The organism is Dyadobacter sp. CY261 (assembly GCF_021440085.1).
In the GTDB taxonomy this organism is placed as follows: domain Bacteria; phylum Bacteroidota; class Bacteroidia; order Cytophagales; family Spirosomataceae; genus Dyadobacter.
Map to the genome: position 1 here is coordinate 182203 of NZ_JAKCPW010000003.1, position 20856 is coordinate 203058.

21 protein-coding genes are annotated in these 20856 nt (G+C 49.0%); 11 read left to right on the plus strand and 10 right to left on the minus strand.

Annotated features, from left to right (window positions below; all coding sequences use genetic code 11):
• The first annotated feature begins 42 nt into the window (after positions 1-42).
• The 4 genes from LZD49_RS10690 (at position 43) to iolE (ending at position 5501) form a co-directional block, all read left to right on the plus strand.
• Positions 43-1653, plus strand: coding sequence for a sodium/sugar symporter (locus LZD49_RS10690; RefSeq protein ID WP_234667344.1), 1611 nt, complete (start codon positions 43-45; stop codon positions 1651-1653).
• A 5-nt stretch (positions 1654-1658) separates the two neighbouring features.
• Positions 1659-2600 carry a class II fructose-bisphosphate aldolase gene (locus LZD49_RS10695; RefSeq protein WP_234667345.1) on the plus strand — a complete coding sequence of 314 codons (942 nt, stop codon included), beginning with the start codon at positions 1659-1661 and terminating at the stop codon, positions 2598-2600.
• A gap of 37 nt (positions 2601-2637) precedes the next feature.
• Complete coding sequence (iolD, locus tag LZD49_RS10700; protein ID WP_234667346.1) at positions 2638-4503, plus strand: 3D-(3,5/4)-trihydroxycyclohexane-1,2-dione acylhydrolase (decyclizing); 1866 nt, start codon at positions 2638-2640, stop codon at positions 4501-4503.
• Positions 4504-4598: 95 nt separating this feature from the next.
• A complete protein-coding gene (gene iolE / locus LZD49_RS10705) occupies positions 4599-5501 on the plus strand; it encodes a myo-inosose-2 dehydratase (RefSeq protein WP_234667347.1) in 903 nt (300 codons plus the stop codon).
• Here the strand turns inward: iolE and LZD49_RS10710 are convergent.
• Positions 5498-5764 carry a DUF433 domain-containing protein gene (locus LZD49_RS10710; RefSeq protein WP_234667348.1) on the minus strand — a complete coding sequence of 89 codons (267 nt, stop codon included), beginning with the start codon at positions 5762-5764 and terminating at the stop codon, positions 5498-5500. The two genes, iolE and LZD49_RS10710, sit on opposite strands and share 4 nt — an antisense overlap.
• Positions 5765-5936: 172 nt before the next feature.
• Between LZD49_RS10710 and LZD49_RS10715 the strand changes: the two genes are divergently transcribed.
• Positions 5937-7388 (plus strand): S41 family peptidase, encoded by a 1452-nt coding sequence (locus LZD49_RS10715; RefSeq protein ID WP_234667349.1) that lies wholly within the window; start codon positions 5937-5939, stop codon positions 7386-7388.
• A gap of 160 nt (positions 7389-7548) precedes the next feature.
• Positions 7549-9537 (plus strand): gliding motility-associated C-terminal domain-containing protein, encoded by a 1989-nt coding sequence (locus LZD49_RS10720; RefSeq protein ID WP_234667350.1) that lies wholly within the window; start codon positions 7549-7551, stop codon positions 9535-9537.
• Positions 9538-9622: 85 nt separating this feature from the next.
• Here LZD49_RS10720 and LZD49_RS10725 read toward each other — a convergent pair whose 3' ends face one another.
• A complete protein-coding gene (locus tag LZD49_RS10725) occupies positions 9623-10612 on the minus strand; it encodes an acyl-ACP desaturase (RefSeq protein WP_234667351.1) in 990 nt (329 codons plus the stop codon).
• 141 nt (positions 10613-10753) lie between these two features.
• Here LZD49_RS10725 and LZD49_RS10730 point away from each other — a divergent pair, with 141 nt between their 5' ends.
• Entirely contained in the window at positions 10754-11488 is a 735-nt protein-coding gene (locus LZD49_RS10730; RefSeq protein WP_234667352.1) for a 1-acyl-sn-glycerol-3-phosphate acyltransferase, read from the plus strand.
• A 111-nt stretch (positions 11489-11599) separates the two neighbouring features.
• A complete protein-coding gene (locus tag LZD49_RS10735; RefSeq protein WP_234667353.1) occupies positions 11600-11995 on the plus strand; it encodes a hypothetical protein in 396 nt (131 codons plus the stop codon).
• Positions 11996-12064: 69 nt separating this feature from the next.
• Here LZD49_RS10735 and LZD49_RS10740 read toward each other — a convergent pair whose 3' ends face one another.
• Positions 12065-12511, minus strand: a complete 447-nt coding sequence (locus tag LZD49_RS10740) for a GNAT family N-acetyltransferase (protein ID WP_234667354.1) — start codon at positions 12509-12511, stop codon at positions 12065-12067.
• Positions 12512-12703: 192 nt separating this feature from the next.
• Between LZD49_RS10740 and LZD49_RS10745 the strand changes: the two genes are divergently transcribed.
• A complete protein-coding gene (locus LZD49_RS10745) occupies positions 12704-14077 on the plus strand; it encodes a hypothetical protein (RefSeq protein ID WP_234667355.1) in 1374 nt (457 codons plus the stop codon).
• Between the two features lie 35 nt (positions 14078-14112).
• On the opposite strand, the gene LZD49_RS10750 is transcribed toward LZD49_RS10745, so the two are convergent.
• Positions 14113-15471 carry an acyl-CoA dehydrogenase family protein gene (locus tag LZD49_RS10750; protein ID WP_234667356.1) on the minus strand — a complete coding sequence of 453 codons (1359 nt, stop codon included), beginning with the start codon at positions 15469-15471 and terminating at the stop codon, positions 14113-14115.
• A 128-nt stretch (positions 15472-15599) separates the two neighbouring features.
• Here LZD49_RS10750 and LZD49_RS10755 point away from each other — a divergent pair, with 128 nt between their 5' ends.
• Positions 15600-15812, plus strand: a complete 213-nt coding sequence (locus LZD49_RS10755) for a hypothetical protein (protein WP_234667357.1) — start codon at positions 15600-15602, stop codon at positions 15810-15812.
• 25 nt (positions 15813-15837) lie between these two features.
• Here the strand turns inward: LZD49_RS10755 and LZD49_RS10760 are convergent, their stop codons facing one another.
• Genes LZD49_RS10760 through LZD49_RS10770 form a run of 3 tightly spaced genes read right to left on the minus strand, consistent with a single transcriptional unit; the run spans position 15838 to position 18496 of the window.
• Positions 15838-17586 (minus strand): glycoside hydrolase family 9 protein, encoded by a 1749-nt coding sequence (locus tag LZD49_RS10760; RefSeq protein ID WP_234667358.1) that lies wholly within the window; start codon positions 17584-17586, stop codon positions 15838-15840.
• Between the two features lie 58 nt (positions 17587-17644).
• Positions 17645-18031: a helix-turn-helix domain-containing protein gene (locus LZD49_RS10765; protein ID WP_234667359.1), complete on the minus strand. Its 387-nt coding sequence runs from the start codon at positions 18029-18031 to the stop codon at positions 17645-17647.
• Between the two features lie 51 nt (positions 18032-18082).
• Complete coding sequence (locus tag LZD49_RS10770) at positions 18083-18496, minus strand: Dabb family protein (RefSeq protein WP_234667360.1); 414 nt, start codon at positions 18494-18496, stop codon at positions 18083-18085.
• A gap of 143 nt (positions 18497-18639) precedes the next feature.
• Here LZD49_RS10770 and LZD49_RS10775 point away from each other — a divergent pair, with 143 nt between their 5' ends.
• Complete coding sequence (locus tag LZD49_RS10775; protein WP_234667361.1) at positions 18640-19083, plus strand: cupin domain-containing protein; 444 nt, start codon at positions 18640-18642, stop codon at positions 19081-19083.
• On the opposite strand, the gene LZD49_RS10780 is transcribed toward LZD49_RS10775, so the two are convergent.
• From LZD49_RS10780 to LZD49_RS10790, 3 genes are all read right to left on the minus strand, one after another.
• Positions 19080-19235 (minus strand): hypothetical protein, encoded by a 156-nt coding sequence (locus tag LZD49_RS10780; RefSeq protein WP_234667362.1) that lies wholly within the window; start codon positions 19233-19235, stop codon positions 19080-19082. The genes LZD49_RS10775 and LZD49_RS10780 overlap by 4 nt on opposite strands.
• A gap of 37 nt (positions 19236-19272) precedes the next feature.
• Complete coding sequence (locus tag LZD49_RS10785) at positions 19273-19752, minus strand: DUF6934 family protein (RefSeq protein WP_234667363.1); 480 nt, start codon at positions 19750-19752, stop codon at positions 19273-19275.
• A 78-nt stretch (positions 19753-19830) separates the two neighbouring features.
• The gene (locus tag LZD49_RS10790) at positions 19831-20850 is read right to left on the minus strand and encodes a PmoA family protein (RefSeq protein WP_234667741.1); all 1020 of its coding nucleotides are present in this window, start codon (positions 20848-20850) and stop codon (positions 19831-19833) included.
• Between the last annotated feature and the right edge of the window lie 6 nt (positions 20851-20856).

The window sequence follows — 20856 nt, forward strand, 5'->3', positions numbered from 1 at the left end:
CAGTTCAAATTCCGATTTTAATCAACTAACCCTTTCACAAGAATGTCCAATACCGGTTTGCAATCGCTGGATTATATCGTTTTTTTCATTTATCTGATAGGCGTCTCCGCTTACGGTTATTGGATTTATAAAAAGAAGAGTTCGAAAGAGGTTAGTTCCACCGACTACTTCCTCGCGGAAGGCTCGCTGACATTTTGGGCGATCGGCGCTTCGATCATCGCCTCAAACATTTCGGCCGAGCATTTTATCGGAATGTCGGGATCGGGATTTGCAATTGGCCTGGCCATTTCTTCTTATGAATGGATGGCCGCGGCCTCGCTGATCGTCGTGGCACTATTTATCCTGCCGGTGTATCTCAAAAACAAGATTTACACCATGCCGCAATTCCTGCGGGAACGGTATAATCCCACTGTTGCGACGATCATGGCGGTTTTCTGGCTGCTACTTTATGTTTTTGTAAATCTGACCTCGATCCTGTATCTCGGCGCGCTTGCATTGGAAGTGACAGCAGGCATCGACTTTCAATACGCCATTGTCGGACTGGGACTGTTTGCCATTGTAATCACGATCGGCGGGATGAAAGTGATTGGTTATACGGATGTGGTACAGGTGGTGGTGCTGATTCTGGGCGGTTTGGCTACCACTTACCTCGCGCTGGACCTCGTTTCCCAGCATTTCAACAGGCCGGGTATTTTCAACGCTTTGGGCTTGCTCCGCGAACAGGCCGATTCACATTTCCATATGATCCTGCCCAAGGATCACCCATTCTACAAAGATCTCCCAGGTCTGACGGTGATTATCGGTGCAATGTGGATTAATAACCTGGCCTATTTTGGTTGTAACCAGTACATCATCCAAAGAAGCCTGGGCGCCAGCTTGCCGACGGCACGAAAAGGTATTCTTTTCGCCGCATTGCTCAAATTACTCATCCCGATCATCGTCGTTATTCCCGGCATTGCTGCTTTTGTGTTGTATCAAAATGGTATGTTTCAACAGGAAATGCTCGCTGGCAATGTTGTAAAACCCGACCATGCCTACCCTGTTCTGCTGAATCTTCTGCCGGCGGGTCTGAAAGGAATGGCATTTGCCGCGCTTACAGCCGCCATCGTAGCGTCGCTGGCCGGTAAAGCCAACAGTATTTCGACAATTTTTACACTCGACATTTACAAACAATATATTGCGCCACACGCTACCGAGCGTCAGCTGGTGCGCGTAGGTCGCTACACGATCTACGTCGCGATGGCTATCGGAATCCTTATTGCCCCGCAATTGAGGGCGCTCGACCAGGCGTATCAGTTCATCCAGGAATACAGCAGCTTTATCACGCCTGGCGTGTTCGCGATTTTCATTCTGGGCATGTTCTGGAAAAGGACTACCTCGTCGGCCGCCCTTGCCGCAGCCTTGCTCACCATTCCCCTCTCAACCGCAGGAAAGTTTCTGGTACCCGAGGTTCCGTTCCTCGATCGAATGGGCTATATATTCCTAATGCTTTGCGGCGTAATCGTGGGCATATCCCTGGCAGATCCGAAAGGCAAGAACAATCCGAAAGGTCTGGATATAGAATCTTCCATGTTTCGTCCGGGCAAGAGCTTCGCGATCGGTTCGGTGCTGATTTGCGGAGTACTGGCCGCGTTGTATACGATTTTCTGGTAAACCAAATGTTACTAACTACTCGCCAACTCTTTCAAAAATGCTATGGCCGGTACGCGGTCCCGGCGGTGAATGTGTTTTTCATGGAGGAAATCCACGGACTTTTCTCAGCGGCGCAAGAGGCTAATGCACCTTTTATCGTACAAACAACGCCCTTCGCACGCGATTACGCGCAAGCGGATATGCTCTTGTCTATGATCGGCGCAGCTGCGCGCATTTACCCCCACGTGACGTACGCGATCCATATGGACCACGGTTACGAAGAACACATTTTTGATGCCATCGACAAAGGTGGCTACACGTCCGTTATGATCGATGCTTCGCACGATAATTTTGAAACAAATGTAGCCCGTACCAAAGCCGTAGTAGCCGCTGCGCACGCCAAAGGCATTAGCGTGGAAGCTGAACTCGGCGTACTTGCGGGCGTGGAAGACGACCTCACCGTCGACGCCGAACATTCATTTTATACCAATCCAAAGCAGGTCGAGGACTTTGTGCACGCGACGGACTGCGACAGTCTTGCTGTTGCGGTAGGTACGAGCCACGGCGCTTACAAGTTCTCGGGTGGCCAGGGATTGCAATTTCACATTCTGGAAGAAATCCAGCGTCGCCTGCCCGGTTTTCCGCTGGTACTGCACGGCGGTTCCAATGTGGTCCCCGAGGTGATTGAACGGATTAACGCCGCCGGCGGGAAACTTAAAACGGACGCCAAGGGCGTGCAGGAAGAAGAAGTACGCAAAGCAATCCCGCTGGGCGTCTGTAAGATCAACATCGCTACCGACACGCGCTTGCTCTGGACGATGGTCAACCGGGAATTTTTCCACGATCGTCCCGAGGAATTCGCTCCGACTACGCCCGGGAAAATTTTCATGGAAGAATACAAAAAGTTTATGCTGAAAAAATTCGACCTGTTCGGTTGCACGGACAGGGCAGGCGATTTCAGCGAATGATTCACGGATGCTGTTCGAACAGTAAACAATCAAAGACATGACAAGACGACTCACGGTGGCGCAGGCTACCATCATGTTTCTAAAAAACCAGTACATCGAGCGCGATGGTGTTGAAGAACCCTATTTTGGCGGTTGCTTTGGTATCTTCGGCCATGGTAATGTAGCCGGGCTCGGCCAGGCGTTGCAGGAAAACCCGGATTTTCGTTACTATCAATGCCGCAATGAGCAATCGATGGTGCATACCGCTGTCGCTTATGCGAAGGTTAAAAACCGCCTTGGCGCATTCGTTTGCACCACTTCGATTGGCCCCGGAGCGACTAACATGATCACAGGCGCAGCATTGGCGACGATCAACCGACTGCCGGTGTTGCTACTACCGGGCGATATTTTCGCTACGCGGGAACCCAATCCCGTTCTGCAACAACTCGAAAGCACGGCAACGCAGGATATTTCCGTGAATGACTGTTTCAAACCGGTTTCCAAATACTGGGACCGCATTAACCGTCCCGAACAACTCATTTATGCGCTGCCGGAAGTAATGCGTGTGCTCACTTCCCAGGCAGAAATGGGTGCTGTGACGCTTTCGATGCCGCAGGATGTGCAAACGCACGCATACGATTTCCCGGAATTGTTGTTCCAAAAACGGGTGTGGCATATAGGCAGGCCCCGTCCGGATCTGGTTACGATCCAAAAAGCTGCCGAATGGATCAAAGCGGCTCAAAAACCGGTGATCGTAGCAGGAGGCGGGACCATCTATAGTGGAGCAACCGAGGCTTTGCATGGTTTTGCTTCCAAAACGGGTATTCCTGTTGGCGAGACATTTGCCGGAAAAGGAGCCGTGCGCTACGACGCGCCTTACAGCATCGGCGGCCTCGGTGCCACCGGTACCAAATATGCCATTGAAATAGCCAATGAAGCGGATCTGGTGATCGGGATCGGGACCCGTTACAGCGATTTTACAACCGCTTCCAAATCGCTCTTTAAAAACCCCGGCGTACGTTTTATCAATATCAATATCAGCGAGTTTGATGCATTCAAGCATGCCGCATTGCCTGTGATCGGTGACGCAAAAGCTGTGCTGGAAGAGCTGGCAGGGCTGCTTGGCGATCATGAAGTCGCCGCTGACTATCGCCAGCACATCGCCCATGTAAATAAAGCCTGGGACGACGAAGTAACGCAAATTTACGCCGACGGCAACAGCACCGTACCTCCTATTGACCAGGCAGTTGTGATCGGGACATTGAACAGCTTTATGGACGATCGTGATGTGATGATCAATGCATCGGGAAGCGCACCCGGCGATCTGCACAAGCTCTGGCGCGCCACCGATCCCAAGAACTTCCATCTCGAATACGGCTTTTCCTGTATGGGTTATGAGATCGCAGCCGGACTCGGCGCTAAAATGGCCGATCCAACGCGGGAAGTTTATGTGCTTTGCGGCGATGGCGGTTATCTGATGAACAACCATGAGATCGTCACAGCCATTCAGGAAGGTGTGCGGTTTACCATCCTGCTTTTAAATAACAATGGCTATGCGAGCATCGGCGGGTTATCGGAAAGCATCGGCAGCGAACGTTTTGGAACCATGTATAAATACCGGGATAATGCATCAGGTCAGCTATCAGGCAGCTTCCTGCCCGTAGACCTTGCAAAAAATGCGGAAAGCCTCGGCGCGAATGTCATCCGGGCTACCGACAGACAATCGCTGCAAAATGCATTGGCACAATCCAAATCCGCCGACCGCACCACCGTCATTTACATTGAAACAAGCCTCTACCGCACCGTCAAAGGCTACCACGCCTGGTGGGAAGTGCCAGTGGCAGAAGTATCGACCTCCGCTTCCGTTCAAAAAGCATTTGAAACTTACCGCGAAAACAAAAAAACGCAACGAATATTTTTATAGGGAAGAAAATAGTAAAGGAGGAAAGGGAGGATGGAGATCCTCCTCTCCTCCCTTAATCCCTTTCTCCCTTCTCCCCTTACTCCTTTCTAGAAAAAATGAATTTCGAAAACATCAAACTTGGGGTTGCGCCCATTAACTGGACCAACGACGATATGCCGGAGCTCGGCGGCGAGAATACTTTTGAGCAATGCGTAAGCGAAATGGCCCTCGCTGGATTTACCGGCTGTGAAGTAGGCAACAAGTTTCCGCGCGACACAAATGTTTTGAAGAAAGCCCTGGAACTCCGTGGCTTACAAATCTGCAACCAATGGAACAGCTATGAACTGACGACTAAATCATTGGCCGAAAACCGAAAAAACTTCACAGAACTGCTCGACTTCCTGGAAACAATGGGGGCGAAAGTAATCGGCGGCGGTGAAACGGGCAATAGCTGCCAGGGTAAAATGGACGTTCCTGTGTTCGAAGGCAAAGGGATGCTGAACACCAAAGAAGAATGGGACAGTTTTACCTTCGGCCTCAACGAATTGGGCAAGATCGCGCACGACCGTGGCATGAAGCTGGCTTTTCACCATCACATGGGAACCTGCATTCAAACCATTGCTGAGACCGACCGCCTGCTGAACGAAACAAACCCCGACTATGTGTTCCTGAATTACGATTGCGGGCATTTCCATTTCGCAGGCGAAGACCCGGTGACGGCATTGAACAAATACATCGGACGCACAGCGCATATCCATTTAAAAGACGTCCGCCCGAACGTGCTACAACGCGTGCACGACGAGCGATTGAGCTTCCTCACAGCAGTAAAAAATGGTGTTTTCACCGTTCCCGGTGATCCGGAAGGGTGCATTGATTTCCCTTCACTTTTCGCGACTATCAAAGGAAGCGACTACGCTGGCTGGATCGTCCTTGAAGCAGAACAAGACCCTGCAAAGGCGAATCCGTTGGAGTATGCAATTATTGCGAGAAATTTTTTCAGGGGGTTGACGGGGATTTAAGCATCCATACCTTCATAAATCGCCACTGGACCGGAATCTAACTTTTGCTTTAAAAGCCTCCGGACCAGCGGCGATAATTTTGTTAATTCAACCCATTCCAGCGCATTTCCCGCACCGTACAAACGAGCCAAACGCCGGCTTCCAAATGGTCGAAAAGTGCCTCGATAGGCAACCCTGGTTCCACTAAAAACCGGTTGCCCACTCAATATCTCAGGGTCGATCGTAACGATTTGACTAATTCCCATATTCTTCATGCGTGTCATCTTCAGAATGGTAACGGCTTTGTAGAAACAAATAGCAAAATTTTAGGACTAAGCCTTCGCACGCCGCCACATTTCCCTCCTACCCTACGTAACAGGAGTATATCACCAAATCAACTCCTATTGCAATACCGCCTATGGCAAATCAGTTTACTTATACTTTAAACTGAACACTATGTTAAATCTTAGAAAACTACATCTATTTTATGTCCTGGGTGTTGTATTGACGGTGACGGGGTGTAAAGACAAGGATGTCGACCCGGCTGTTGAAACTGCGGATTCTACCACCGCGGCGGACTATCCCGATATTAATAGCTGGCTGTATGACGTGACGAACGACGCTTATTTCTGGTATAAGAACCTTCCGGCTGAATCCAGTCTCGATAACAGCATCGATCCCAACAACTACTTTGAGAAACTGGTCTACCAACGTGCAACAGTGGATCGCTTTTCGATGGTCACCGACAATATTGATGCATTGGAGAACGAGTTCAACGGAATTAGTAAAATATTTGGTATCAGCTATTCATTGTCTTATATCGATAATGGCAACTCCAATATCGCGGCATTTCTGAATTATGTTGTCAAAGGGAGTCCGGCGGAAACTGCTGGTTTAAAGAGAGGGGACATATTGATGAAAGTGAACGGTACGCAACTAACGACGACTAATTACACGTCGCTGCTTAGCGGCAACGAGACGGCGACGTTTACGCTGGGCGAGCTAACCGGCTCTACCATTGTGGCCAGCAGCCAGACCGTTAGCATGACCAAAGCACAAGTGAGCGAAGATCCCGTCTTATTTTCAACGGTCATTTCCAAACCTGCGTACGGCAAAGCGATCGGTTATCTCGTTTACACCCAGTTTATTCCGGGAACCGATGCTGAGGAATCGAAATACGACAATGAATTGCGTCAGGTATTTGCGGATTTTAAAAGCAAGGGCGTAAATGAACTGGTGCTCGATCTGCGCTTTAATCCGGGTGGGTATATCAGCTCGGCGGAAACGCTTGCATCACTGATCGGTAAGGGGATTTCAAGTTCCAAAATCTTCTACACAGAGCAATGGAATGACAAATACACCGCCTACTGGCAAAAGACCCAGGGCGCCGACGCATTGAACTACACCTTCCTGAATGAAGCCAACAACATCGGAAGCAGCCTGGGCCGTGTATTTGTGTTGACATCTAACGGCACAGCCTCTGCCAGCGAGCTGGTTATCAATGGCTTGAAACCTTATATGAGCGTCATCAAAATTGGCGAACACACAGCTGGAAAAAACCTATTCGGATCGACCATTAGTGATGACCAGGAAAGGTGGAAATGGGGCGTTTACATGATGCTGGGCCAAACTGCCAATGCCAATGGAGAGTCGGATTATGGTACCATCAACGGTATGACACCCGATTATGAAGTCGAAGACTCCAAAGTTCCGTATCTGCCCTTTGGTGATGAGAACGAAACCCTCCTTCGCAAAGCACTGGACGTAATGGGCATTCCGGCACCAGACGGCCAACGACTTGCCGCTACTAAGAGCGTCGACACCTTCCGGAATATGCTTCATGACGACCTTCAAACGAAGCGAAGCTTCATGATCCGGCGGGGGAACGTAAGACCGATCCCTCAGTAAACTCCCTTATATATCACTGTTGCCACGGGCCTGCATGTGCGGGCCCGTTCTGTTTTCTGTCCGTTTCATCAAAAAAGAGGTGGTTCCTCATCGATTTCGATCTATTTCGCGTAATTTTGATTCTCAAGTTTTACTCACGTTCGATGCGCAGGGCAATGATATGAAGTGGAGTGCTTTACATATTCTTCTTTTTTTTCTTTTTCATCTGCCGTTTGCCCAGGCACAGAACAAGCATACTTACCGTTTCAATAACGATTTGAAAGTGGCCCAGCCCGAGTGCGGTCCGGATCTCTCTTTCGCAAAAGCGTCAGGCTCCTGTCCCGCCGGAACAATTCCAGGGATATTCGCTCAGGAAGTGCTCCCCTGCGGAGGGAGAAGGGTTATTTACCACAATAACCTGAACTGGGGCTTTATGTATCCCAATTCCGATGGCCTGGTCACCGAGACTTACACCATACAGCTGTATCTGAAAGTGACCGATTGGGGGAATGAGTGGGCCCGGATCATCGATTTCTCCAACGGCAGTTCCGACAACGGCATTTATTTTAAAAATCTGGGCGGTACTTCCGAACGTTGCCTGGACTTCTATCCCAACGGCATTGTCGGCGAGTGTCCTTTTTTTAATACTTCAACCTATTATCTGCTCACTTTCACCCGCGACGGCGCTACGGGCCAAATGGATGTATATGTCGACAACAAACTGTTTGCCACGTATATTGATAAGGATAAAAACTATGTAGGCAAGACCGGGGCTCCGATTTATATTTTCCGTGACGACAACGCCCAGGAGTGCGAATCGGGGGAGGCCAATTTTGCGTATTTGGCGTTTCATAATAAGTATTTTTCTAAAACAGATGTAGATAAGTCCTTCTCTGAAATCTGTTTCGAAGCCACCATCAACGCTTATGCGGATTTTTCCATTGCCCCCAATCCAACCTGCGAATTCCCCAAAAACATTGAAGTAAAATACACCGGCTCGATTCCCGCACCAGGCACCAGTTATGACTTTAAATGGGATTGGGACGGCGGAACGGTTGTCTCTGGATCCGGAATGGGACCTTACGTACTGAGCTGGAATTCTCCCGGCACCAAAAATGTGACACTCACTGTCGCCAATAAAGCGTGCGGCAATTCACTTTATAACCGCAAACAGCTGATTATAAGTGATCTTGGGCTTACTACTGCGGTAACCTTGGGTAATTGCAGTACGGGGTCAAACGGCACCATTACCCTTACCGCTACCAACGGCCTCACTCCTTTCCGGTATTCCATCGACTCAGTTAACTATCAAACCTCAAACATCTTTCAAAAGCCTGCCGGCAACTACCGCGTGTTTGTAAAAGATGGTAACGACTGCGTTGTTGGTAACGACGTGAATTTGAAGTTTGAAAGTGACATCAGTGTCCGGACATCGGGAGATACTACTATATGTGAGGGCCAATCGGCCCAACTGAGGGTAGAGAACAATGGGGATTCGTTCTCATGGTCGCCGCAAACGGGGCTCAACAATCCCAACAGTCTCGAACCGGTTGCGACGCCCACTGTGACGACGCAATATGTAATCACGGTAGGAAGAGGCTCCTGTACCCAAACCGACACCATTCAGGTGAACGTGGCACCCAAGATCGAAGTGCAAGTCACCCCGGATGCAGTAATTGACTACAATGTTCCGTTTCAACTCAATGCTACTTCACCGCAAATTGGCAATCACGCAGGAACAACATTTCTTTGGACACCCGCCGACGGATTGAACAACGCCAACATCCCAAGCCCGATCGCCGTTTTGCAGGAAGATCGGTCGTATACCGTCAACGTGACGTCTGAGCTCGGCTGCACAGGTTCCGGCGAAGTCAATTTGTTTATCAAACGTCAGGAAAATATCATTATCCCAACAGCGTTCTCGCCTAACGGCGACGGCAGAAATGAGGCACTTATACCAGTCGTCAACGGAATCGAGTCAATCCGCTTCTTCCGAGTTTATAATCGTTGGGGACAAGTGGTGTTTTCTACCAATCAGCTCAATGTCGGCTGGGACGGCACCTTTAAAGGCACCGCAGCTACTTCTGGCACCTATATATGGGAAATAGAGGGCGTTTCGACGAAAGGGAAGGTGATTAGCAAGAAAGGGGCGGTAATGTTGCTGCAATAAAAATGACGGCCGACGGCCGACCGCCGATGACATGCTAATGGCATACATGCGATCGGTGGTCAGTCGTCAGCGGTCGGCGGTCACTCTATCGGCTAATCCAGCTAAACTCATAAGCCAGTTCCGGAACGCGGGTTCTGTCGGCGACCCTTCTGAGGCGTGCAGGTAATGCCATGAGGTAATCTCTTGCTTTTTCGGCTTTCTCGTTGATTCCCTTCACCGACCCTATCTGCCATTCTTCCAGCAATCCTTCCAGAATATCGATATAATCCTGGGTGGTGTAAACGCCCAGGCGTTGTGCGGCATCTGAGAAGTGCGAGAATGTTTCGCCCATTTTCATGCCGGTTTCACGCATGAAATGGGCTGGCATTACGATTTTCTTGCGCATCATGTCGTCCAAAGCCAGCAATAGTTCGGACGGGTCCACTTCGAGAATGCGGGCCACAAATGCCTTATAAGCCTTTGCATGGCGCATTTCATCTGATGCGATCACACCACATATTTTAGACAAATGCGGGTTACCGAATTTTTTGGCCAATGTCGCGGTACGGCGGTGCGACAGGTTGGTAGCGAGTTCCTGGAATGAAGTATAAATAAAATTCCGATACGGATCACGATCGGTCCCGATATCGAAGCCGTCGGCGATCAGGTATTGCGTGGAAACCTCCATCGCGCGCATGTTCACACGACTCGACAGGTACAGGTATTTATTCAGCAAATCTCCGTGACGGTTTTCCTCCGCCGTCCATGCCCGCACCCATCTCACCCAACCCGATTCCGGCTCGTCCACCTGGTTGACCCCAATTACATCGATAAGCCACGACTCGTAGGTCGGTAACGCTTCCTCGGTGATCGTATCCCCGATCAGCACGGCAATGTAGTCATAAGGCAGATCGCGGCAGCTTTCCTGCAACAGCTTCACTTCGTGGAAGAAATTCTCGCGGGTTGCATCAGGCAGAAAATCAGATGGTTGCCAGTTTTCATCGATTGGTTTCAGGTATTCCGCAATGAGTCCGTCAAGATCTTTGCCTATATGTTTCATTACTTCAAGCCTTTCAGCTGAAAGTGTAATATCCATTGGTATTTCGTTTTAAACACTATTGACTATTTTACAAATAACGTGAATTATGCGTAAGATTTGAATGACAATTATCATTTCAGCTTTTAGAATTTGGGGTAAGCAAAACAGATTTAGACTATTTTTGCAAAAAAAATAAGAATGAGAAAAATCCTCGATTACGTTCTAAGTTCCCTCTACCTGATCCATTTCGGCCTCACACTCCTTATTTTCCATGTCATACAAGTCGTCGCATACAATGTCTTTGGCAAAAAGGCGCATAAAGTAGCCGTCGACTGGCTTAACTTCTTCCTCACTTTCGGTCTTTACCTGACCGGTGCCAGTATCAAGCTCAAAAACCTTGCCCAACTCCCCGACAACCGCCCCATTATATTTGTAGCCAACCACCAGAGCAGCTACGACATCTCTCCCATCTACTGGTTTATGCGGAAATACAATCCGCGTTTTGTCTCAAAAATAGAACTCGCGAAAGGCGTCCCGAGCATTTCCTACAACTTGCGCAAAAGCGGCGCGGCGCTGATCAACCGGAAAGACGGCAAGCAAGCCATCTCCGAAATTGCACGCCTGGGCAAGCTGATACAGGATGAAAAAGCGTCGGCTATGATTTTCCCCGAAGGCACCCGCACCGCCAGCGGGCCCATGAAACCCTTCCAACCGGGCGGCGTCGCCACATTACTTAAAAGGGCTCCCGATGCACTGATCGTACCCGTCGCCATAGACGGCACCGGCGCATTCAACCCGAAAGGTGTATTTCCTCTTAAATCTTTTGCGAAACTCAGTTTTACGGTACTCCCTGGCATAGAGCCGGCCGGCCGCAACGCTACGGAGATCCTGGGCGAAGTGCAGGAAGCTATTCGCGTTCAGATCGCGAGTTGATAATCAGATGGTTAAAAAGTCTTCATTTTGGCTTAACAATCGTTAACATTCCCCATTTAAACCTCTATTGAAGGTAACCCTCTAACCCACGAAACTTAAAACTTTTGGGTTATGAAAAAGATACTTTTTGCCGCAGTGGTTCTCGCATTAGGATTCACCAATGCTTCCGCCCAATATGGTCCCCGCTACGATTCCCGCGATGGATACCGCGACGGTCACAGCCGAGAAGGCATGTCTGACATCAACAGACTTCAAAGGGAAGCACGCCAAAATATAGCCAATGGGGTGCAATGGGGCACACTCACTTCCCGTGAGGCGAACATGCTCATGAACCGTTATGAGAACATTGAAGCCAAAGAACGGAAATTCGCCCACCGCGGCCGGTTGTCGTCCCGCGAGGAAAGAATGCTGCGTAACGATTTGCACGAACTGATGTCCGACACACGCCGCCTGAGTAACGACCGTGACCGCCTGGCGCGCGACCGCCGTCACAGAGGCAGATTTTAGGATATAAAAGAAAATAGTTGAAGGTTTAGGGTAATGCAAAAAGCACCGGGACGATGGCCCGGTGCTTTTTTATGCTTCATTAAAATACCTGACGAGCTTGACGTGCGACTTTGCAAACCCCTCGCGCTCGTAGAACCGGTGCGCCTGCTCACGTGTAGCACGCGACGTCACTTCCATTTGAATCGCTCCTTCCTCTTTCGCAAACCTCGTAACATACTCCATAAGTGCCATGCCCACTTGCTGCGAACGATATTCAGGCTCCACGTACATTTCCTGGATTTCGGAAACCAGCGCTGCGTGGTGCAGTAGCGGCTGAATATGGCAACTTACCATGCCAACCGGCCGACTGCTGTGTTCAGCGAGAAAATAGGCGATGTTCGTACTGGTGATATTTCGGTCGAAAGCACGATTGAAGCCCTCACGATCGAGTGCGGTGTTTTCGAGGTCGCATATCATGTTGTAGATGACCTCGCGGTCGGTGGCGGATGCGCGCCGGATGGTTACTGGTGCCTGCACGGGAGCTCTGGATTGGAATGAACGTCACAAATTACACTCTGCAGCGTTGAAAGGCAACATCTATTTCTCTGGCCAGATCACCAGGCCGGACTGTCTTTGAACCAGCATTTCCGTAGAATTAATTTATTATGACTTAACAATCGGTTACAATATTTAATTTACATTTGAAAAAACCTCATCAACCTGACAAACATGAAGCAAATTGTACTCGCAATTGCCCTGATCATCTCCTTTCAATGCCGCGGTCAAATTACATTTGTCGACGGTAATACCTCCTGGGAGGAGCTTTCAAAAACGGCAAAAAAAGCAAAGAAACTGGTTTTCATCCATCTCGAAGGCAGCGAATGCGAGCAATGTAACGAGGTAGCTTCCCAAGGTTTCAACGGCCCTGTCCTCAAAGATGTTTTTCAAAAAGACTTCATAGCCATTCGCAGTAATGTCGCCACGGAAAACGGCAGAAAACTGGCCGAAAAATTCCAGATCAAAGGCTCATTGGTATCGCTCTATGTAGATGCGGATGGCAATATTCTCAACCGTTTCAATGGTTCTACAAGCCATTCGAATGCATATCTCGAACATGCGCAGGTGGCGATCGGTCGCAAGGGAGGCAAACAATTAAGTGACTTTGACAAAGAATATAAAAATGGGGAAAGATCGGCAGCATTTTTGAAGGCCTATATGCAAAAGCGGCGGGAAGTGAATATGCCTACCAACGATCTGCTGGACGAATATATAGGCAAATTGCCAATCGACTCACTCGCGACCTTCGCCACGATCAAATTCATCTATCAACAAGGCCCCACACTAGACAGCCGCGCATATAAACTGGTTCAAGTGGTTGTTCCGCATTCAACGATCGACAGTTTGTACAAATCCGTTCCCCCAATGGAAGCCGTTGCATTCAATAATGGTATTATCGGAAACACGGTGCGCAAGGCCATTGAAACCAAAAATCAGCAATTAGCCTTTCAGGCGGCAACTTATACACAGCAGACGTACCGTGAAAACTTCTCGCTCGGACAGCTGAACTTTCGGCGGAACATGCTGCGGTATTACCAGCAAGTGAAGGATACCGCCAACTATTTTATGGAATGCCGCAGTTTTCTTGAATACACTCATTTATTGCTGAGCGTCGATTCACTAAAAAGAATGGACGAGGCGGCGCTCAAAAAGAACCTTGCCGATCAGACACCCATGGGACCCGCAGGTGAAAAGCAAGCCGTTCGTTTCGCCCCGCCGTCCCAGGCATTTCATATCGAACTGAATGAGCATGCATGGCAATATTATCTGCAAAACAACCAGCCACGCGACTTGGAACGTGCATTGATGTGGTCGAAAAAGTCGATGGAATGGCACGAAGAACTCCGAAGGGACAAGAATCACTTGCCGCTCGGTAATCCTGCTTACATTGACACCTACGCGCACTTACTCTACAAGCTGGGCCGCAAGGACGAAGCTATCGAATGGCAGACAAAAGCCGTAGAGGCCCAAAAAGTAACCGGCATGTCGTGGGTATCGATGGAAAAGGACCTCAACGAAATGAAGGCAGGAACACTCAAACGGTGAGTTAAAGGGGGTAGTTCGGCTACCCCTTTTAATGTTCATACAAACGCACTTTCCCCGGTAATCGCTCTTCCGACGATCAGTGAATTGATTTCCTTGGTGCCTTCGTAGGAATAAATGGCTTCCGCATCTGCCACGAAACGTGCGATGTCATATTCGAGCAAAATCCCATTGCCGCCAAAAAGCTCTCGCGCATGGTCAACGATAGAGCGCATACGCAGGGTGCAAAACACTTTGGCCAGTGAAGCGTGTTCATCTGCCAGGTCGCCGGCGTCCTGTAATTGCGAAAGTCTGTAAACCATCGTTTGCATAGCCGTGAGATCGCCGAGCATCGTCACCAGAAGGTCCTGTACCAATTGAAAGCCGGCTATTGGACGACCAAACTGCTTTCTTTCCATCGTATACTTCAAAGCCAGCTCGTATGCGCCACGTCCGCACCCGACTGCCTGCCAGGCCACGCCCGCACGCGTCATGCGCAGGACATTCGCGGTATCTTTGAAAGAATTGGCATTTTGAAGGCGGTCGGTTTCCTGCACGCGACAGTCGGTGAGGGTAATTAATGCATTCTGCACCGTCCGCAGCGCCATCTTGTCCTCCATTTTTTCCGCTTTAAATCCCGGGTTTTCTTTCCTTACAATAAACCCTTTCACCTGGTTATCAGAAAGATCACGTGCCCAAATAATTGTAATATCTGAAAATGTGGCATTGCCGATCCATTTTTTTTGACCGTTAATAACCCATTCATCCCCTTCCCTTTTACAGGTTGTGGTTAGTCCGCCCGCCACTCCCGATCCCACTTCCGGTTCCGTCAATCCGAATGCACCTATCAGCTCCATGCGTTGCATCATAGGTAGCCATTGCTGTTTTTGCTCTTCCGATCCACAGAGATATATCGAGCCCATCGCCAAACCGCTATGTACGCCGAAAAATGTAGAAATCGAGGAGTCGATCCGTGCCATTTCCATGGCGATGAAGCCTTCCAGCAAAGCCGATCGGCCCGCACAACCGTATCCGTGGTAAGTCAGGCCACATATGTTCAGCCTTGCCATCAGCGGGATGATGTGCATGGGAAATTGTGCTTTGTTCCAGTAGTAATTGGCAATCGGGCGTATCTCCGTTTCCATAAATTCACGCACTTTGAGCTGTATTTCCCGTTCGTCCGCAGTGAGTGTCGAGGTCAACTCATAAAAATCTCCATTGACAACCGGAGGGGCTTTCTTTTTGCCCGAACCGGCCTGCATGAATTTGAGCATCTTGCCCAGGTCTTCCTCGCTCATTTTGGAAACGATTCCCATCATTTGATTGAGATCAACCTTTTGTGAAAGCTTGGCGATGGCTTCGATATCAATGGTTTTGAGCAGGTTGCGTATTTGTGAAAAAGACTTGAAGAGGTTCATACTGATTATTGGATTGTGATTTGATAAAGAGACGGGCTGTCAGCCGGTTCTACTGCGAAATGCCCAAAAAGTAACACCGAAGCATTTAGGAATGAAAATTGCAGACAAAGTCTCAAATTTCAGAAACTATGAAAACGGAAACGAAAAGCAAAGACGTGGAAGGCGGCTCTCCAAGCAAGGGCGGCCCAAAAAGCAAATCGAAGCAGAAAGATGATAGCCTGAAACCTTCCGGGCAACTCAAAGAAGAAGCCATTCAAAAGTCGGAAAAGGGGAATATGACCCAAAAGAATGGCTATAACGAAACGCCCGAAACAGTCCCGGTCAAAGGTAAAAAGGCCTGAAAGGGCTTGATAGTGTGTTTTCGAGCTATTTTAGCGTCGCTTCCAATACCGCCGCCAGGTACACGAACGGTGCATTCCAGTTAATGGCGATTTCATTGGAAGCATAGGAGCAGTCGTGATCAACGAAAGACTCGTCGGCAAATTTGTTGGGGTAACCAGCGCATTTGTCCTGCTGCCCCGGATTGGGCCCGCCTGATAGCAGCCCCGGCACGGGGTCAACAATGCCATCGGCAATGGAGGGCCGGTGATGCGGGTGCATAACTCTTTTCGCTCCAAAACCTGTCAGAAAACAATAGCCAGTGGCGTTGCGACCGAGCAGGTAATCGAGATTCCCTAACGCTGCTTGAACATATTTCTGATCTTTCGTCAGGCGATAGGCATATAGCAACGCTACGCCCTGATTGGCCGCAACCGAGCTGCTCCCCCATGCGTAATCCTGTGCAGTTTTGCCCATAACTGTGTTGTAAGGCTGTTTTTCAAGATCAGTGAGCAGGCCATCTGCATAAGCGATAAGATTTTGCTTAATTGCATCCATTACTTTCGGCTCGGCCACGACATCATAATGCGGTCTGAGCAATGTGTAGTATCCCAATGCTTTCACCTGACTCCACGTCGGCAGCACAAATGGCTGTCCCAAATCCAGTTCCGCCTTTTCAAGATAGGATGACTTGCCTGTCAAAGCAAACATTTCGGCTGCCGCCCAAATCCACTCATCTTTCACCGATCTGTCGCCATATGCTCCTGTAACTACGTCGGGATCAAATTGTTTGTTCATTTCGTCCTGGTTATACATGACCGACGGATGTTTTTCTGCCCATTGCCAGCCTTTTACAGCAGCAGTTCTGCAGGAATCAGCCAGGCCGGGGAATTTGTTATCGAAATTTTTGAAAACCCGGGTCGCCTGTGCCATAACGGCCACCAAATCCAGGGTAGCCGCGGTTCCCTTCTGCACCACATAGCGGGGATTTTTTGCGGCATCTGGCATTACCATTCCATCGAAACGCGGATTAGTCAGTTTATGATAGACTCCGCCGTCGGCCGGGTCCTGCATCGTGAGCATCCAGCGCAAATTCCACGCTATTTCATCAAGCAGATCGGGAACGCCGTTGTTGCTTTCGGGGATATTGATATTAAAGTCCTCAAAATAGAGCGGGTAATCTTCATACAACGACAACAAAGTGCCCATTGTAATGCCCGAATTCACAATGTATTTGTTGTAATCGCCCGCATCATACCATCCGCGCGTAGATGATATGACACTATTTTCGGGACGGCCTTCCGACACCGCCGAAGCATGGATAAGCACTTTTTCGTCGGGATGCCCAGCCGGTCTGGCCCATCTCCCTGCATATTTTTCGGGTAACTCAATGGAAGCCCTTTGATAATAGAACCCTTTCAACGAAGCCTCGGCCACTTCGCGGTGAACCCGGCTGCTAATCCTGAAAGCGGCCGATTTTCCCAATCCGGGAATTTCGACAATGTACGAACCGGGCTTACGCACCGCAGTGAAATCCGCCAGACGGGTATGTTTGCCCGAATGCTGGCTGATACGCGCAGGTCCCAATTTGCCTTTTAACACTGCCTTCCCAGACTTAGCATCTTTCACCTCAAATGCTTCTGCCGCATCTGTTACAATGACTGCCGTCTTGGCCGCATTGGGGTAAAAGCCCACCTGGTTCAGCCGGATCGCTTCCGAAGATTGCTGTGCAGTGGAAGGAAATGCATGTAGACAAATAATCGCCAGGAGAACGGCAAAACGCGGGAATAGCTTCATGATCTTGTTGAATAATATCAATTCAAGATCACAAAGTCAGCGACAGGGCAACTTTACCTCAATCCTGTAATTCTTTTACGGGGTAATCGATATTCGTACCCGTAACGACCAAACGGTGATACTCACCCCAACGACGCAGCTCCTCGATCAGTGGTTCGAGTGTCCTGGCATGATTGGTACGCTCATATTCGATTATCGAAGGAAATGAATCATACACTTTGCGCTCGACGAGCAGGTTCATTTCCAGCTCTTTGAGCTCTTTGGACAACATCCGCGGTGTAATATTCGGGATCGAATTCTGTAACTCCATAAAGCGTTTGTGCCCGAGGCTCATTGCGATGAGAATTGATATCTTCCATTTCCCGCTGATTACATCCAGCGCATCCCGCACGGGTAAGATCATTTCCCGGCATTCGGGGTGGTTATCTTTAAAATTTTCCTTCATATGAATTATTCCTTAAAAACTTGGAACGAGTGGGACAGCATGACGGGCATCCTATCCTACCTTTTTAGGGCCCACCGAATCATAAACCACTACTTTTTCCCACAAATGGCCATAATTCTTAATAAAATCGAGGTGAATCGGGTGGGTCTGATAAATTTCCTCTTCGATGATATTTTTAAACAGGCACATCCACGAAATCGAATAATCGTTGACGATCACCGACCGGCTGGTTGGAGCGGGTTTGCCGATATGCACATAATCAATAGTGGGCACTTTCGCCAGCTTGTGCAAACCTTCCAGCAACTGCGTTTCATGCTGTGCATTGCTGGGTTCTTTCAGATAAAAAAATACATGATGTATGAAAAGCTCCTTCGCTCTTTCCGGTTCGGCTGTAATGTTCGAAACGGAGGCGAGTGAAGCCAATCCCGCATTTTGCAGGAACGTTCTTCTTGATTGTTCTTCCATGTTTTGGGTAAAACGGCTTTGAATGCGACCGGCGCAAAGTCCTGTGGTTTTATAACGTCAAGGATAATGCATATTTAACCATATTCAAAAGGTAAAGAAGCGATTTGTATGTCTTCCTACATAAAACCTTTTCACTGAACCCTATGCAAATTACAAAAAGAGACCTGATCGTGTCGCTGTCCACAGCCTGCTTCACCCTGACCTGCATCTGCGCAACTCCCAGGTTCGACATCATGGAATCATCGATCTTTGAATGGAACACCATTCCCGTGAAAAGTACGAAAACCGGCGGTGTCAGGACATTTTTTCGTTCACAAACTGCTACGCTCGATGAGCTGGAATGCCACGTCACGACATTAAATCCTGGCGAAGCTTCGCACCCGCCGCACCAACATCCGGAAGAAGAAGTAATTATAGTAAAGGAAGGCACCGTAGAGGCGCTCGTAAATGGGCAGAAGAAAACGGTTGGCCCCGGCTCCGTCATTTTCCAGGCGTCCAATCAAATGCATGCGATCAGCAACGTAGGTCAAACGCAGGCGACTTATCATGTGTTCAGCTGGCATTCACCTGGGACGATGAAGCGTTAGCTTTTCTTTTGGAAGAGTTCCTCCGGAACCGGGTGCTCTTTCAGAAACGCTTTCATTTTCTCGGCTTTTTTTGCGAAAAACTCCTCCTCGTTAGCTATGTGCCTTACCGGCGGACGGCCGGGTCTCAATTCGTAGGTCTTTGTTTCGGGCATAACACTCAAAGTTTTTACTATAATACAATTTAGACATTCAAGACTTATAAATCAAGAACGCGTCGTAGGCTACTCCCAACTGAATCTTGTACCATTCATTATCTATTTCGGGATAATGTCCCTCTGACGGTTCCATGCAACTTCGTTTGGCGGGATAGCCAAATATCATATAGCCATTCAACGTTGGCATTATTTTGTTTATACCCATTTGATATAACCGTGTCCGCGATTTAGTGCTACCGGTAGCGTAAATATGCGCCCTCGTATGATCCTCTAAAAACATCAATGTAATATTGGCCACGGTAGCCAGTAACTTCTGACTGTCACCATTTCTAATCTCTACAAGATCATCCAGTTCCTCAGTTTGCGGGTCAAATACACCAAACCCCAGATTATAAGAATGATACACCATTTCTGTTATCTTGACGCGTATTTCGAACCTCCCATTGTAACCCTCACTGTAAAAGCGGTAGGTAAATTCATCAAGCTGGTCGTACTCATAACGGTCAAAATTCATACCGACAAATTTCAAGGGTTTGCAAAAAAATAGCCAGCGAAAAGTCGCTGGCTACCCTTTCAATCTACTATTTACAAACTATTCCGTCTTCGCGTAAGCCGCGGCGAGGTCGTTGAGTGTGGCATCTTTCAAATGCTCGGAAGCGATTACCAAACGGTAACGGAAGGTGGTCGATTCGCCTTTTTTCAATTTGAAGTTCAGCGTTTCCTTTCCATCGCTAAGCGCTTTCATGCCCAATGGGTTTACGGCAAAAAGGCCGTAGCCACGAGCGTGCCAGTAGGCCGGATAACCGACATTCTTTGGATGATCGATCATCGCGACACTGATATTTTCATCTTTGATCTTTCCGGTGAGGTTACACCAGATCGCCCGCTTGCCCCAAACGGCTTCTCCTTCCACGCCGTTGCTGTTGCGGTAGTTGCCGGTTACGCCTTCATTGTTCATGACCGGCACCTTGGTGGCAATGCCACTTGCATCGGTGAAGATCTCAGGTTTGGTAGACGGCAATTCCAGCTCCCGCCCTACGCGGATCGCGTACATGCCATCTTTTACGTCAGGCATATTCACCTCGGGCAACACGGCTGTCAAGGTTGTGGAGCGGTCGATAATACGGCTGTCTCCTTTTCCGCTGAAAGTGTATTTGGTTACCTCTTTCAACGTCAATGTACCGTCTTTGTCCACCCAATCGGCGGTGACGGTCAGTTCACCTTTGTCCTTTCCACTTTTCACGGAAGTGATGCCGGTATGGATGATCGTTCCATATGCACGCTTTTCGTGGTTGACGGCATCGGAGTTATTCCAGTAGTCGTTGCCATTCACGTCCTCATAATTGAGCCAGATACCCACGTGGTGTGGATGGTCTATGCGCTCGCCGGCGCGGGGGTCGAGTGGCCAGCCACGGGTGATCAATGTGCCCTTAGGAGTTAACACCGGGTACAGGACGGCCTTTTTCAGTGTCTTTTCGCCGGGATAGTAATAGGTCGTAAATGGCTTCCCGTCTATTTTCACTTCTACTTTTTTGTCTTTATCGTTTCGGACAAGGTCAACCTTCTGCGCAAATGCGCTCCCGGCCGAAAATGCCAAAGCCGTCAGTGCCAAAGCTGT